At 60.1% G+C, this 13,913-nt stretch carries 11 protein-coding genes; 1 reads left to right on the forward strand and 10 read right to left on the reverse strand.

Features of this window, described 5'->3' with window-relative positions; translation table 11 throughout:
- Nucleotides 1-4 precede the first annotated feature (4 nt).
- The 6 genes from IB266_RS21670 to IB266_RS21695 all read right to left on the reverse strand — a co-directional run bounded on the left by IB266_RS21670 (nt 5) and on the right by IB266_RS21695 (nt 9,692).
- Nucleotides 5-3,424, reverse strand: a complete 3,420-nt coding sequence (locus IB266_RS21670; RefSeq protein ID WP_192262368.1) for a beta-ketoacyl synthase N-terminal-like domain-containing protein — start codon at nt 3,422-3,424, stop codon at nt 5-7.
- Nucleotides 3,425-3,498: 74 nt separating this feature from the next.
- On the reverse strand, nt 3,499-4,590 hold the full coding sequence (locus IB266_RS21675) for a phosphopantetheine-binding protein (protein ID WP_192262369.1): 1,092 nt from the start codon (nt 4,588-4,590) through the stop codon (nt 3,499-3,501).
- Between the two features lie 119 nt (nt 4,591-4,709).
- Nucleotides 4,710-6,473: an FAD-dependent monooxygenase gene (locus IB266_RS21680; protein ID WP_192262370.1), complete on the reverse strand. Its 1,764-nt coding sequence runs from the start codon at nt 6,471-6,473 to the stop codon at nt 4,710-4,712.
- A 3-nt stretch (nt 6,474-6,476) separates the two neighbouring features.
- Complete coding sequence (locus tag IB266_RS21685; protein ID WP_192262371.1) at nt 6,477-7,088, reverse strand: HAD-IB family hydrolase; 612 nt, start codon at nt 7,086-7,088, stop codon at nt 6,477-6,479.
- Entirely contained in the window at nt 7,078-8,598 is a 1,521-nt protein-coding gene (locus IB266_RS21690) for a class I adenylate-forming enzyme family protein (RefSeq protein ID WP_192262372.1), read from the reverse strand. Before IB266_RS21690 ends, IB266_RS21685 begins: the two co-directional genes overlap by 11 nt.
- Before the next feature lie 80 nt (nt 8,599-8,678).
- Nucleotides 8,679-9,692: an SDR family oxidoreductase gene (locus IB266_RS21695; protein WP_192262373.1), complete on the reverse strand. Its 1,014-nt coding sequence runs from the start codon at nt 9,690-9,692 to the stop codon at nt 8,679-8,681.
- 513 nt (nt 9,693-10,205) lie between these two features.
- On the opposite strand from IB266_RS21695, the gene IB266_RS21700 reads away from it, so the two are divergent.
- Nucleotides 10,206-10,802: a TetR/AcrR family transcriptional regulator gene (locus tag IB266_RS21700; RefSeq protein WP_192262374.1), complete on the forward strand. Its 597-nt coding sequence runs from the start codon at nt 10,206-10,208 to the stop codon at nt 10,800-10,802.
- A gap of 10 nt (nt 10,803-10,812) precedes the next feature.
- On the opposite strand, the gene hisM is transcribed toward IB266_RS21700, so the two are convergent.
- The 4 genes from hisM to IB266_RS21720 form a co-directional block, all read right to left on the reverse strand.
- Entirely contained in the window at nt 10,813-11,514 is a 702-nt protein-coding gene (gene hisM / locus IB266_RS21705; RefSeq protein WP_192262375.1) for a histidine ABC transporter permease HisM, read from the reverse strand.
- Entirely contained in the window at nt 11,511-12,200 is a 690-nt protein-coding gene (locus IB266_RS21710; protein WP_192262376.1) for an ABC transporter permease, read from the reverse strand. Before IB266_RS21710 ends, hisM begins: the two co-directional genes overlap by 4 nt.
- Before the next feature lie 23 nt (nt 12,201-12,223).
- Nucleotides 12,224-12,994: an ABC transporter substrate-binding protein gene (locus IB266_RS21715; protein ID WP_192262377.1), complete on the reverse strand. Its 771-nt coding sequence runs from the start codon at nt 12,992-12,994 to the stop codon at nt 12,224-12,226.
- A 62-nt stretch (nt 12,995-13,056) separates the two neighbouring features.
- Complete coding sequence (locus tag IB266_RS21720) at nt 13,057-13,911, reverse strand: PfkB family carbohydrate kinase (protein WP_192262378.1); 855 nt, start codon at nt 13,909-13,911, stop codon at nt 13,057-13,059.
- Between the last annotated feature and the right edge of the window lie 2 nt (nt 13,912-13,913).

Raw genomic sequence — 13,913 nt, forward strand, 5'->3', positions numbered from 1 at the left:
ATGCTCAGGCTGCCGGTGCCGATTGACTCAGCACCTGGGCGGTAATGCTGGCTTGACCGATTTTTTCGCCCCGGTTGAACAGGTCGATATAGATGCGGTTGGTCTTGAAGGCCTGGAGCGACGCATCGAAACCGGCTTGCGGCGCCAATGACAGCGGGCTGTTCCTGGGGATGGGCCGGTCCAGGGTGAAACTCAAGGCCAGCAGGTTCATCGGGGTATTGAGCGGGATCCGCAGGTGACTGTGGGCGATCTGCATGTAGCACTGGCGAGCCACTTCGAGGAAATACACCATCGAATAGTGCTGGGGATCGCCGGCCTGGAAGAAGTGTTCCGGCGGCAGTTTCACGGTGTCCACGCTCAGGCCCTGGGCGATGCCGCTCATGTCACTGACGATGACGTTTTCCGCCCTGGCCTTGTGCAACAGGGCCTTGTCGCGGCAGGGCGTGGCGCTGAATTCGCCAGCCGGCGAGGTCTCGAATGCCGAGCTGTAGGCCATGGCGAGGACGCAGGTGCACATCACTTTTCCGGCCTGCATGACCTTCGCGTTGAACACCTGGGGGTCTTCGCCGTGTTCGACGTGCAGATCGACCGTGCCCTGCTTCTGTACGTAGTGCTGGAACCTGATCGTCAGGGTCTTGATGTAGGCGACCCGTCCGCTCAGAGGCGGCATGGCCAGTTCGAGCAGTTGCAGCACGCCCTCCAGCAGCAAGATGCCCGGGATGTGATCCAGGGGATGATCGAAGAAGTACGGATGCGCTTCATTCACCACGAGTTGGGCGTGCAGCGACTGAGGGCTGCGCTGGGCGTTGGTGATCACGCTATGCTCCGCGCTGCGCTGCCAGTGCGCCGGGCGCTGGGCGGTATCGCCACGGTGCAGGGCGAACAGGCTTTCCATGGCGCGCACCCGTACCCGCAGCCCGGAGAGCAGGGTGCTGGTGAGCATGTCGCTGAGCTGCTGCACGTCGACACCATCGTTCTGCGGCTCGCGAACCAGGCTGACAGGCGTGATGACCTGCTGCAGTTCGTGAGCTGACGAATGGGCAAAGCGCAACATGAACGGATGCTTGATGGGCGAGCTGACCTCGGCGGTGGTCGGGTTCCACTGGCGAAGCTGTTCGGTAAACAGCCACATCACCGCCTTGCCGGCCTCGCGCACTTCGATCACGGTATGGGGCGCGCCCCGCAACATCACCGCCAGCAGGGTTTCGATGCCACTGGCTTCAGCGAGGAAACCGGTGATCTCCTGCAGCGATCCACTGGCAGGCGTCGCAACCGGTTGCAATTCGCAGACTTCAACGTGCGGCGAGTGGCCGGGCGCTTTGCCCACCAACCGGCAAGCCTCTTCCAGTGAGCCCGCCGCATGGGCGAGGACCGCGGCGCGGATCACCAGCAAGGGTTTGTCAGTGGCCTGGGGTTGATAGCGACGCAGCGCGATCAACCCCAGGCCTTCACCTTGCTGGGTCGCGCTGCACCGAGCGCGCTCGACCTCTATTTCACCGCTGACAAAACGCCCGGCGCCGAGCAGGAGCGTGGTGATGCCGTTGTCGAACCATTGCGGCGAGGCCAGCAAGGTTTGCCAGAACAGGCCCGCCGTGCCGACCAGGGTCTGATGGAAACCCTTGAAGTCGAAAATCTGCGCCGGGTAGCCGGACAGCATGTTTGGCAACATGGTTGCCACGTCGGTTACCTCGACGCCCGGCGCCGCACCTTGCGCCCGGGAATAGAAGTTGTGGGCGCTGCTATAGGCGTTGCTGAAGCGCTCGCCGCCCATGTTGCAGCACATGACCATCGCGGTGCCGGGCGAACCGGCCACGCCCGGCAAGCGCCGCAGCAAGTGATTGACGCGATCGGTGATCAACAGCTTGAACGGATCGACATGGGCCAGTGGCTTGGGGCCCATGCCGAAGCCGTCGATATCGATGACGTGGTCCTGGGCGAGGAATTTGCCCAGCAAAGGCTGACCGGGAGCCGGGGTGTAATCGACGAAGCGCCCATAAGGAAACATGACCGAGGGGGCGGCGGGTTGGTCGAGCTGCTGCTGGAATGCTTGCAACGAGCGGTGGCTGCCCAGCGCGGCTTCAGCCTCGACAATGGCAAGGTCCAGCATCAGCACGCCGGAGGTGGTTGCGGGGGCTGCGGGGGCTGCGGCAGGGTGGTCGCCGGGCAGGTATTCGTCTACCACCAGGTGCGCGTTGGCGCCGCCAAAACCAAAGCTGGAGATGCCAATCCGGAGCGCCGACGGACGCGCCTCCAGAGGTTGAACCTGCTGGGTGGCGAGTCGCAGGCAGGTGTCGTCGACCTTGGTGCTGGGGCGGTAGCCGGGCTGCGGTGGAATGCCTTTGTGGCGCAGTATCATCAAGGCCTTGGCGAGCGACGCGCCGCCGGCAGCGGCCAGGGGATGGCCGATGACCGACTTGATCGAACCGATGGTGATTTTCCGGTCGTCCGGGCGATGGGGGGCGAAGAAGCTGTTCAACGAGGCCAACTCCGTCGCATCCCCCAGCGGCGTACCGGTGCCGTGGGTCTCGATGTAGTCCACGTCCCTTGGGTCGAGGCCGCGATAGGCACGTTGGTAAGCCGAGTACTGGGCCTGTTTGCCGGGGGCGAACACCGAGCCCTCGGCGCCGTCGGCGGACATGCCCAAGGCACGTAAGACACCCAGGGGCCGGCGCTGCGCCGTCAGGGCCTGGGCGACGGGTTCGACCAGAAACGCGACCGCACATTCGCCCGGCACGATGCCGTCGGCGTCCTGGCCGAAGGCTTCCATCCGCGCCCGCGCGGAAAACGCCGTCAACTGCGAGAACCCGAGGAACAGCGCCGGAGGCAGCACGGTGTTGAGGGCCATGACAATCGCGTTGTCCGCTTGGCCACTGTTGACCAGCGCCTGGGCCATATCCAAGGCATAGGGGAACGAACTGCAGGCCGTGTCCACCGATAACGCCGGGCCACCCAAGGCAAAGGCCGCGGCCAGTGCCTCCACTTGTTCACCCGGTGTAAAACCCGGCGGCGCAGCGGTTTTTCCGGACATGCCGGTGACGAAATAGCTCTCGTCGCTCCAAGATGTCGCGACTACCAGCGCGGTGCGTTCGCCGCCCAGTGGCGAGCCTTGTGCGGCGAGTTGGGTCAACAGCGTCTGAAGCACCTTCTTGCCGATGGCGACCTGCCGTCCTTCGTGCCGTGACGGGATCGAGGCGTCGTCGGTCAGGCAAAAAGCGCTGTCCAGATACGTGCGATCCTTCTCGCCGGCCTTGGTTGAATAGATCGATGCCTTGTCCACTTCCCAGCGTGTCGGCATCGATTCCATCGGTGCGACCTGCCCTTGGGCGAGCAACTGCCAGAGCGCCTCCGTTGACGGTGCCCCCGGAAACTCGCCCGCCATCGCGCTGAAGCAAAAATCGCCCGCTGTCGTTACTGCGCCACTCATACCCTGTCTCCTGATCGCCAAAATGCTGGGTGACCTGTTCGGTCACCCGGATTCCATTCCTGTTGCTGCTGGGCTCAGCTCAGCCTGGCCAGCAGCGACAAGGCATCCTGGGGCGTGCGACGGGACATCAGCGCTTCACCGGCAAATTCGCTGACCGAGCACTGCTGCGCCATGGATTGGCAGAGCGTCTCCCGGGCAAAGCCGTTGAGACCCAGTTGTGCGAAGGGCGTCTGGATATCGATCGCCTGCGCTGCGTCCGGGATCAACGGCGACAGGGCGTTGAGCAGCAGGTTTTCCTCCTGTCCTTGAGTGTTCGTCGCGGCAGGGGAAGGCGTCTCGCAAGGCGTCGCTTGTGGCTGGGGATCGGCCAGGGCCGCTTGAATCAGGGCGATGGTTGCCTGCGGGAACTTGGCATTGGCCAGCTCGGAACTGTGAGCCTTGAGCTGCGGCCACAGGGCGACTACCGACTCGAGGAAATCCAGCTGCACCAGCGAATCCAGGCCCAGGTTTTCATAGCTTTGTGTCGGGTCGATCTGCTCGACCGTAAAGCCGGTGATCGCCGCCAGTTGATCGAGTACCCAGCCCTGGACATCCACCGCCGGTGCCTGCGGATCGGCTTCGAGCCGTGCCAGCAAGGCGGTCGGGGTCGGGGCATCGAAGAGCTGCGAGGTGAGTGCTTTCTTTTCCGGAAAGTGCTGGGCCAGGGATTCGAAGATATCCACCAGCCCCAGCGAGTCGATCCCCAGGCTTTCGAAACTTTGATCGAAGTCGATCTGTTGCGCCTGGAACCCGGTCACCGTGCCGATTTCGCTGCGCAACCATTGCCCGTAGCTGAGTGCGGTGGCCTGTTCGACGGTTTCGGCGGCGGGCACCGGGGCCAGTATTGTCGGGTTCGAGTGAACAGGCTCCAGCACCGCAACATTCTGGTTGACGGAGGTTTCGATCCCATGGGCATAAACGCCCTCGAGAACTTGTTGATGAGCATTGAAATAGTGGGCCGTGACGGATTCGGCCTGTTCCAACACCCGCAGCAATATCGCTTCCTTGGCGATATTGGATTCGCACAATGATTCAAGGATCTTTTCGGACAGAGAGAAATAGCTGTGGGCTATTCTTCCGTTGGACACGATGAATTCCTGCACCACATCGTTAAGTTGCATGCGCATAAGGTTCTCCTAACCAAAGTCGGTGGATATTTCTATACAGAAGAAAGATCAGAAATCGCGGCCCAGGACTGGGCCGTGTTTATATCAATGAGGCAAACTGGCAGTAGCCATGGAGCGACTTAAAGTTGGAGTTCCATTGCGTTGATCTCGCGAGTCAGCGTTTTTCTGGCGCCCTTGAGCAACCCGGACCTTACGTGCAGATACGTCACCAGCGTCATTGCATCGGCGCCCTGGAAAGCGATGTAGCCGTCAGGACGAATCAGCATCAACGTGCCTTCCTTGGCGTGGTAGCGCTTGTGCAGCCGCCAATCGGGGTCCAGCAGTGTCGAGTGCCAGGCCGGTAGCCCGGCGCTGCTCAGGGCGTCGATCACGCAATAGGCCTTGATGCCCGGGTAGTCCTTTTCCACCGACTCGGCCAACGCGTAATAGCCCGGCAATAACGGCGAAAACTGATCGGCCGCGCTGAAGATCAACAACGTGAACGTGCCATGAAACAGGTCGATCAAGCGTTTCGTGGGCAGCCCTTGCAGTTGCCACAACTCGACATCCGGCGCCAGTTGCCCGGCGCGGGGCGCGGCGGTCTGGAACTCGGGTTTTTTCCCTTTTCTGTTCCAGTTCTGGCGCTGCTTTTTCGTCAGCGATTCTTGGATATAGTCACTCTTGTCATAGTGGTACTGATGACCGGAAATCATCGACGGCAACCTGCGCTGGACCTTTTTCCGGTTGCTCAACAGCGGCAGGACATGGTCGCGCAGCCAGACCAGGGCGCGCCGCCGGACGGTAATCAGCCGTGTCAGGCGGTGTGCGGTGTTCTCGACTTCCAGGGCAACCGGATAACGCTCTTCGTTGTAGCTGTCGAGCAAGGACGGATCCGCCAGGCCTTGATCGACATAAGCGATTTTCCAGGCCAGGTTATAGGCCTCGGAAACCCCCAGGTTCATCCACTGGCCACCGATGGGGCTGCCGATGTGCGCCGAGTCCCCCAGCAGGAACACCGAGCCTTGCTGCATCGTTTGCACGCGGCGATGCTGGAACGAGGCGATGGTGGTCGATGAGATATTGGACAGCGTCATCTTTTGCCCGCGTCCTTCGCACAGGCGCTGGAAGTTCTCCAGGCTCAAGGACGGGCGCTCGCCTTCGGGGGGCAGGTTATAGGGCATTTCGATGAACAGCCGATAACGGGACTGGGCGCTGATCGGTGCGACGGCCACATAACCGTCCTGCGCACCCAGGAAGAACGCGCCCTCATCCTGGCTGCCGGACCATTGGATATCGGCATCGGCCAGCATGAAGAAGCGGTCGTAGGACGAACCTTCGAAGGTCATGTCCAGGCGTTTTCTGATGTTGCTGCGAGCCCCGTCACAGGCGGCCACCCAGCGACTGGTGAAGGTTTCGTCGGTGCCGTCGGCATGCTTGAGCGTCATGCGTACCGACCCCGGCAGGTTTTCGATGTCCACCAGTTCGGTGTTCCATTCCACCTCTGCGCCCAGTTCCTTCAGCCGCTCCAGGAGAATCTTCTCGGTTTGCGGCTGTGGCAGGCTCAAGAGCAGGGGATAGGTCGCGTCCAGGTAGGAGAAGTTGTAGTTCAGCACCCGCCTGGCGTTCGACTGCACGGAGAATTGGTTGATCGTGAAGCCGTCGTTGATGGCTTGCTCGGCAACGCCCAGGTCTCTGAAGATTTCCAGGGTCCGGGAGTGGATCGCCATGGCCTTGGTCGCCGTCGAGGGGCCGGCGTTCTTTTCAATGATGCGAAACGCCACACCCCATTTTTTCAGCATGATTGCCAGGGACAGGCCAATGGGGCCGGCGCCGACGATCATGACGGCCGGGGCGCTGCCAGGGCGCTTGAAATGCTTGGGGGCCAACGTGCTCAGAGTGTTCATCGATCAGTACCAGTTTCTGTAGAAGGGAGAGTTGGCAATGCCGAGCAGGGCATCGTCGCCGGATGAGTCGCCGTAGGCATAAATGTAAAAATCATCAAGGTTGCTCAGGCAGCCTTTGAGCCGCGTGACTTTCTCTCGCTCTACACAGTTGGTACCGGCTATCCCGCCAGTCAGTTTGTTCTTCGCCGTGGCCAGGCGGGTGCCGCACACATAATCGAACCCCGCGGCCCGGCCCCAGGGGATCAGGTAGTTTTCCGGCGAGTTGCTGACCAGGGCGGTGACGTGCCCCATGGATTGATGCCATTGCAGCCGCCGCAACGCCTCGGGCCTGAGCCAGCGCGGGAGCTGTTCGCTGATGAAGTACTTGGCGTGCTCGCGTTCTTGTTCCACCGACAACCCGCCCAGGTAACAGGCGATGAAAGCCAGGCGCGCTTGCATCAGCGGTGTGATGCCCAGGATCACGCTGAGCATCTTGGGCAGCAGGGGAATGATCCTGAGCCAGAACGAACGGGTGCCCACGATAAAACGCATGTAGCGCCAGAACGTGTGGCGGTCGGTCAATGTGCCGTCGAAGTCGAAAACGGCCAGTACCGGTTGGGTGCTGTTAGCGTGCATGTGCCTCTTCCTTGAGCGAGATGATCTCGATGGTCTTGGGCAGCTTGAAGCCCGACAGGTAGCGCGAAAGCAGGGTGGAAAGCGCGTTCTGGGTCAGCTCGCCGGTCCCTTCGACGCACAGGTGCAGCACGTTGACTTCCTTGTGGTCCGGGACGATATAGGCCCTGGCCCGCACCACATCGGGGTGCTTGAGGGCGATGGATTCGATTTCCATCAGGTCGACCATCTGCGCCTTGATCTTCGAGATTCGCAGGCGTTGGCAAAAGAAAAACACATGCCCAGCGTCGTCCCGCCAGACCAGGTCACCGCTGTGGAACCAGCCCTCGCGGAAGAACCGGGCATTGCTGTCCTCGGCATCGTTGTAGCCGTCGATCACCATCGCGCCGCGGATCAGCAATTCACCGATGCGTCCGGGTGCCACGTCCTGGCCCTCGGCATCGACAACGCGCAGTTCCACGCCGGTGATCGGCTGGCCCATGGCACCGCGGTGGACCTCGCCGATCGAGCTCTGGACAATGACCGGCATGCTTTCGGTCAGGCCATAGCCTTGCAGCACCGGGTTGCAACCCAGCAGCTTGCCCAGCTTCTCGGCTTCATCGGCCGGCAGGTGGCTGCCGCCGGAATAAATCATCAGTTGCGGGTGCAGCGGCAACGGCGTGCCTTTGCGTTTGGCCAGGCGCGTATTGAAGTAGCGGATGACATCGGGCACCAGGCAGGCGAAGGTGACCTGATGTTCGGACAAGACTTCGGCCAGGTCGCGATTGAGCAGGGTGTTGGTCATGAGCAGGGTGGCGCCCATGCTCAAAGGGAACACCATCATCACCGACAGGCCGAAAATGGCATACAGCGGCAGCGTCACCAGGTGCACCGAGCCGACGCCCTGCAGGTGAAAGTGCTCGTGCAGGCCATCGCTCGATTGCGTCAGGTCGAGGTAGCGGTGAGAGACAGCCAGGGGCCTGCCGATACCACGATAGGTGAACTGCACCGAGACGATCGGATTGCCGTCGGGCAACGACAAGGGTTCGAGCTGTCGAGGAAGTTCAGAGGCGGCCGTTGCATTGGCGGGCAAGGGCGATGACGGTTCGCTCCCACCGTCCAGCACCAGGGAGTGCCTGACGCCGTTGTCCGGCTGGAATACCTCGCTGTGTTGTCCCCACAACGTTTCGGTCGTGACCACCAGCGTCGGCCTGGCGAGGCTGACGACACTGTTCATTTCGAAGGGAGTCAACTTGTAGTTGAGGATGACCGGGATGGCACCCCGCCCGATAATCGCCAGGTAGTAAGCGATGAACGCCACCCCGTTGGGCAGCACCAGCGCTACTTTATCGCCTGGCAATACACCGAGTGCCGTCAGGGTACCGTTGCAGGCTTCGGCCTTGATGCGCAGCTCGCGGTATGTGACGGTATCTTCTTCCGTGTCCAGGTGCCGGATAGCAACTTGCTCGGGGAACGATTCCGAAAAACCGACAAAGCGATGCAGAAAACCTTCTTTATATGAAAGGCTTTTCATTTACCAACCTCTTTCAATCCTTGGATATAGGGCGCGTCAAAAAAGTACTACAGAGGCAGGCTTTATATGAGGTGTCTCAATCAAGCATCTGTGTAGTTGTTATTCCGATACCAGTCCAGGGTATCGGTCAGGGTTTCAGCGACAGGGCGGAACTGGCATTCCAACTCCCTTGAACTTTTGTTGTGGCTGAAATGGGTACGGCCTTGTTCTTGCGCCATGAGCTTGACCGTGGAAGTACTGATGAGTACCGGTTTCTTGGTAATCCGGTAATAACCTTCATAGATCAGTGCGATGATTCGCAGCATGAACAAGGGCACTTTTCGTTTCGGGGCTTTCACGCCACTGACGCTGGACAGCGCCTGGAAAATGCTTTTCATGTCCATGTGATTGCCGGCGGCGAGGTAACGCTCTCCGGACCTGCCGCGGGTGATGGCCGCGATTTGATGTTCGGCCACATCCCGGGCATCGACGACGGAAAAGCTTCCGGGAAGTACGCCGGGCAATTTCTGTCCGACAAAGTCGAGCAGGAACTGGCCCGAGGAGGTCGGGCCGATATCCCCCGGGCCGAACATCCACCCTGGCAAGACCATGGCAATGAACATGTCCGGGTGCTGCGACAGGAATTGCTGGACCTTTTGTTCGGACAATATTTTGCTCAAGTAGTAATCGTCAGCCTCCTGTTCACTGCGAGACATGGTTTCATCGATCACTTGATCTTTATTGCCCTTCAACACGGCGATGGAAGAGGTATGGACGGCACGACGGATACCGGCGGCATAGGCGGCCTGCAACAATCGCTCGGTGCCGGTCACATTCGTGTCGTAGAGTTTTTGCCAGTGTTTCCCGCCTTTGTAACTGTCGCGGAAATACGCTGCCGTATGAAACAAGGCATCGCACCCTAGCAGGGCATGGCTGAAGGCATCGACATTGAGCATGTCGCCTTCGACCCATTCCACGGGCAGGCTGGCGAACTGTTTCTTGGCTTTCTCTGCGGAACGAACCAGTGCTTTTACTTTGATGTTTCGTTTTAACAGCGCACGAACGATATTGTTCCCGAGCAGGCCCGTAGCGCCTGTAACGAAGGCATATTCCATTAAAATACCGCTCCTGTGAGATGACCTGTCATTGCATCGAGACCCGTGTCACGGATGCGATGCCTGGATCAGGCGTTGGGCTCCACCAACGGCGCAATTAAAAACCATTCGGTATCTGAGAATCAAGTGGTATTTAGTAGTAATGTCAAATCAGTGGCTCTGAACCGGGCCTTACGCCGATTTTTTTACGCTGTGGTGTGCCGTGGGACGGCGGGAAAAATGCCGCTTTGAGGTGGGTAGGAGGCGCTCCATCCAGCTCGTCAGGCAAAGACCACAACGGTTTTGACTTGCCTGGACCCAGGCAAGAAAGTGACTGGGTAGTCATCTTGCGTGTGCCCCAAGATTGTCCCGGTTACATGGCACATACATGGCACGGGATGAAAGTTAAAATGTAAATGATTGAACGGGCTGCGTATAAGATATGATGGCGAAGATGGATTCCATACAGTGAGTAGCCGCTGCGTCGCATTTAGTTACATGTACATATTTTGACTGGCCAAAGGAGCCGAGGGCGTGATTAAAAAGAGACTAGGTCGAGAAGAGAGCCAGCAAGTAACAAGAGATAAATTATTCGACACCGCCACTGAGCTGATGATCAGCAAAGGCTTTCATGCCGCCAGCGTCAACGTTATTGCCGAGGCGGCGGGCTTTTCCAAAGGGGCCTTCTTTTCCAATTTCTCCAGTAAATCGGATTTGCTCCTGCAACTGACTCAACGCTTCAAGCGAGTTGAAATCGATCGCTTGAGCGCGACCCTGGCGTCGGGCTATTCGGCGGAGCAGTTGAGCCATGGCTTGAATGCCTATATCGACACCCTGAAGAACAATACCCGCTGTGCGATCCTCGATGCCGAGTTGCAACTGATCGCCCTGCGGGATGAAGAGTTCTCACAGCATTACTACGACTTGCATGAGGAAAACAGCGAAGCCCTGGGCAAGTTGATTACCATTATATTCAACCATGCTGGCAAGAAACCGCCGCTGGACTATGCCGCGCTTGCGAAGACCTTCACGGCCCTGTCCGAAGGCTTGATATTGCAAGGGCATAAAGATCCGGCGATTGAAATAAAGCTGGTGCTCAATTCGCTCATCCAGACTGCGGAGCCTCTATAGGTCTTTATCGTTATCGCTGATAGGCCAGCAATCGGCGTTCAGCCAATCGGAATACACCCACCAGTGCGCACGCCAGCAACATGTAGAGCAGCGCGGCAATGCCATACGCCTGGAACGTCTTGAAGGTGGCAGCGTTGACATCTGCCGCGATTTTAAGGATGTCAGGAACGGTCGCGGTAAAGGCGATGGCCGTGGCGTGCAGGACAAAGATCACTTCGTTGCTGTAGGCCGGGAGTGCTCGGCGCAGCATGCTCGGTATCAGCACCAGAAGGAATAGCTGGGTGCGGGTCATGCCCAGGGCGAGGGCGGCTTCGATCTCGCCGCGTGGGGTGGTGCGCAGTACGCCGGCGAGAATCTCGACGGTGTAGGCACAAGTGTTCAAGGCCAGGGCCAGGATCACGCAATGCATGCCATCGCGGAAGAACCACCACAGGCTCGGCGATTCCCTGATGAGGCTCAGGCTGGCCAGGCCGCTGTAGATGATCAGCAGTTGCACGAACAACGGCGTGCCGCGGAACACCAGGGTATAAAGCTGGACAGGCAGTGCCAGCCAACGATTGCCATAGGTGCGAACCAGCGCCAGGGGGATTGCCGCGCACAAGCCGATGACGGCGGACGTGACCAATAACCATAGCGTGACGACCAGGCCACTCCAGCGGTAACCGTCGGACCAGAGGAAGTTCGGTCCGAATTCCTTCAGAATCTCGATCATGACACACTCCGCTGCGGTTCAAGGCTGTAGCGCCGTTCCAGGTGTTTGAGCACCAGGCTTGAAAGAATTGCGAAAGCCAGGAAGATCGCGGCAATCACCAGGTAGAAGAACATCTGCCTCGAGGTCGCATTGCCCGCCTGTTTGGCCACTTGGACCATGTCGTTGAGGCCCAGCAGCGAGATCAGGCCCGCGCTTTTCAGGAGCACTTGCCAGATATTGCCGATGCCGGGCAATGCAAACCGCATCATCTGTGGCAGCCGGATACGCCGCAGCACCTGCCAATGGCTCATGCCATAGGCTCGGGCCGCTTCCAGTTGGCCGAACGCTATCGCCTGGAAGGCACCACGAAAGGTTTCGGCGCAATAGGCACCGTAAATGAAGCCCAAGGTGCCGATCGCCGTACCGTAAGGGTTCAACTGGAGCGATTCACGGCCAAACGCTTCTGCCACTTGGTTGAGTCCGATCTGCGCGCTGTAGTAGATCAATAGCATCAGCACCAGGTCCGGCACACTGCGCACCAGCGTGGTGTAGAGCGTCGCGACCAGCCGCAGCGGTGCCAGTGGCGAGAGTTTCGCCAAGGCCCCGAGCAGGCCAAGCACGAGGGCGACGCAGGCGGCCCAGGTGGCCACCTGCACGGTCAGCCACGCGCCCTGGAAAATCAGATAGCCGTATCCCTCGAGAAACATGCTTCAGGCTCCACTCGGGTGGTTCATTTCGGTGAGATATCGAAGTCGAAGTACTTCCTGGCGATGCGTTCGTAGGTACCGTTCTGGTGGATCCGTTCGAGCGCCTGGTTGATTTCGCCAGCCAGGGCGGTGTCGCTTTTGCGCAAGCCGATCCCCGTGCCCGGCCCGAAGATCTCCGGCGACTTGACCACCTCGCCGGCGTAGCCGAATCCCTTGCCCATCGGCTTCTTCAGCAGGCCTTCGGCGACGGCGATGGCATCGTCGAACGCCGCATCCAGCCGACCGTTGATCAGGTCTGAATAGGTCAGGTCGCTGCTTTGGTAGGGCACCACCTCCACGCCCTTCAGGCCCCACATCCGCTTGGCATAGACTTCGAACACACTGCCTTGCTGCACGCCGATGCGCTTGCCGCGCAGGGATTCGGCCGTTGGTTGCAACGGGCTGCCTTCAGGGGCTACCAGGCGTGCCGGGGTGTCATAGAGGGTGTTGGAAAAGGCGATTTCGGCTTTGCGTTCTTCGGTGATCGAAAGGGCCGACAGTATCCCGTCGAACTTCTTGCCCTTGAGGGCCGAGACCATGCCGTCGAAGGCGTTTTCCACCCAGACGCAACGTCGCTTCAACTCACTGCACAGGCTTTCGCCCAACTCGATATCGAAACCGGTCAGCGAGCCGTCCGGCCGCTTGGATTCGAAGGGTGGATAGGTGGGATCTACCCCGAAACGCAGCTCTTCGCTGGCGCCCCAGGTCATCAACGGACTGGCCACGAGCATCAAACCGATCAGACATTTTTTCATCGACAGGGTATCCACGACAGGTAGGTGGAACCGCCTCGGGCGTTGGCCCGGGGCAGCGTGCTTCAGCCTCGAAGATCCAAGGCTTGTTTGAGGTGTTCGGCGCGTTCGGCGCCCACGGCTTGACCATGGCCAAAGCCGCCGGCCCAGCCACACACCTGGCCGGCATAAGCGGCGCCTTGTGCCAGGCAATCGGCAAGGTCCTGGCGTGCCTGCCATGCCAGCAGGAACGCAGCGATAAAGCCGTCGCCGGCGCCCATGCTGTCGACGAACGCACAAGGCAGCGCGGGTTGTTCGCGGGCTCCCTGGGCGTCGACTGCGAGGGCGCCCTGGGCTCCGCGAGTGATGACCACCACCGCCGGCCCCTTGGCCCGCATCGCGTTCGCCAGTTCAATGGCTTGCGCCGACGAGAGATCGGCCGCCGAGAAAAAGGCGACGTCGACGTGCTGGATCAGGGGCTGCAAGTCGAACTCGACCCAGTTGTCCGAGAAGTCGAAGGACAGGCAACCACTGGCCTGGCGAACCTGGGCCAATTGATCTTCCAGGCCGCTGTAGAGGCTGCTGTGTGCCAACGGGAATGTACCGATATAGGCCAGGTCGTCGGCATCGAGGCGCAGTTGGCGGCACACGCCAGGATCGCTGCCGAGGAACACCCGCTCGCCCTCGACGCTGTCGACGCACGCCCAGCCATTGGCACCCGATAACGTCCGGCAGCGTGAAGCATCGACCGCTTCCTGTTGCAGGCAATCGAGCAGGTACTGGCCGTGCCGGTCATCGCCAACGCAGCCCAGGTAGGCACTGCGAGCACCCAGCCGGGCGGCGAATACCGCGACATTGAGTGCATTGCCGCCGGGGTATTCGATGTTCTGGTCCAGGTAGACGTCCAGGGTGTTGTCACCGACCGCGATCAGGCTGGCCATGC

The organism is Pseudomonas sp. Pdm06 (assembly GCF_014851795.1).
GTDB classification, from domain to species: domain Bacteria; phylum Pseudomonadota; class Gammaproteobacteria; order Pseudomonadales; family Pseudomonadaceae; genus Aquipseudomonas; species Aquipseudomonas fluorescens_AA.

Coding starts and splice junctions, on each gene's coding strand:
- IB266_RS21670 (WP_192262368.1), bottom strand. CDS start 3,424: ATGAGTGGCGCAGTAACGACAGCGGGCGATTTTTGCTTCAGCGCGATG.
- IB266_RS21675 (WP_192262369.1), bottom strand. CDS start 4,590: ATGCGCATGCAACTTAACGATGTGGTGCAGGAATTCATCGTGTCCAAC.
- IB266_RS21680 (WP_192262370.1), bottom strand. CDS start 6,473: ATGAACACTCTGAGCACGTTGGCCCCCAAGCATTTCAAGCGCCCTGGC.
- IB266_RS21685 (WP_192262371.1), bottom strand. CDS start 7,088: ATGCACGCTAACAGCACCCAACCGGTACTGGCCGTTTTCGACTTCGAC.
- IB266_RS21690 (WP_192262372.1), bottom strand. CDS start 8,598: ATGAAAAGCCTTTCATATAAAGAAGGTTTTCTGCATCGCTTTGTCGGT.
- IB266_RS21695 (WP_192262373.1), bottom strand. CDS start 9,692: ATGGAATATGCCTTCGTTACAGGCGCTACGGGCCTGCTCGGGAACAAT.
- hisM (WP_192262375.1), bottom strand. CDS start 11,514: ATGATCGAGATTCTGAAGGAATTCGGACCGAACTTCCTCTGGTCCGAC.
- IB266_RS21710 (WP_192262376.1), bottom strand. CDS start 12,200: ATGTTTCTCGAGGGATACGGCTATCTGATTTTCCAGGGCGCGTGGCTG.
- IB266_RS21715 (WP_192262377.1), bottom strand. CDS start 12,994: ATGAAAAAATGTCTGATCGGTTTGATGCTCGTGGCCAGTCCGTTGATG.
- IB266_RS21720 (WP_192262378.1), bottom strand. CDS start 13,911: ATGGCCAGCCTGATCGCGGTCGGTGACAACACCCTGGACGTCTACCTG.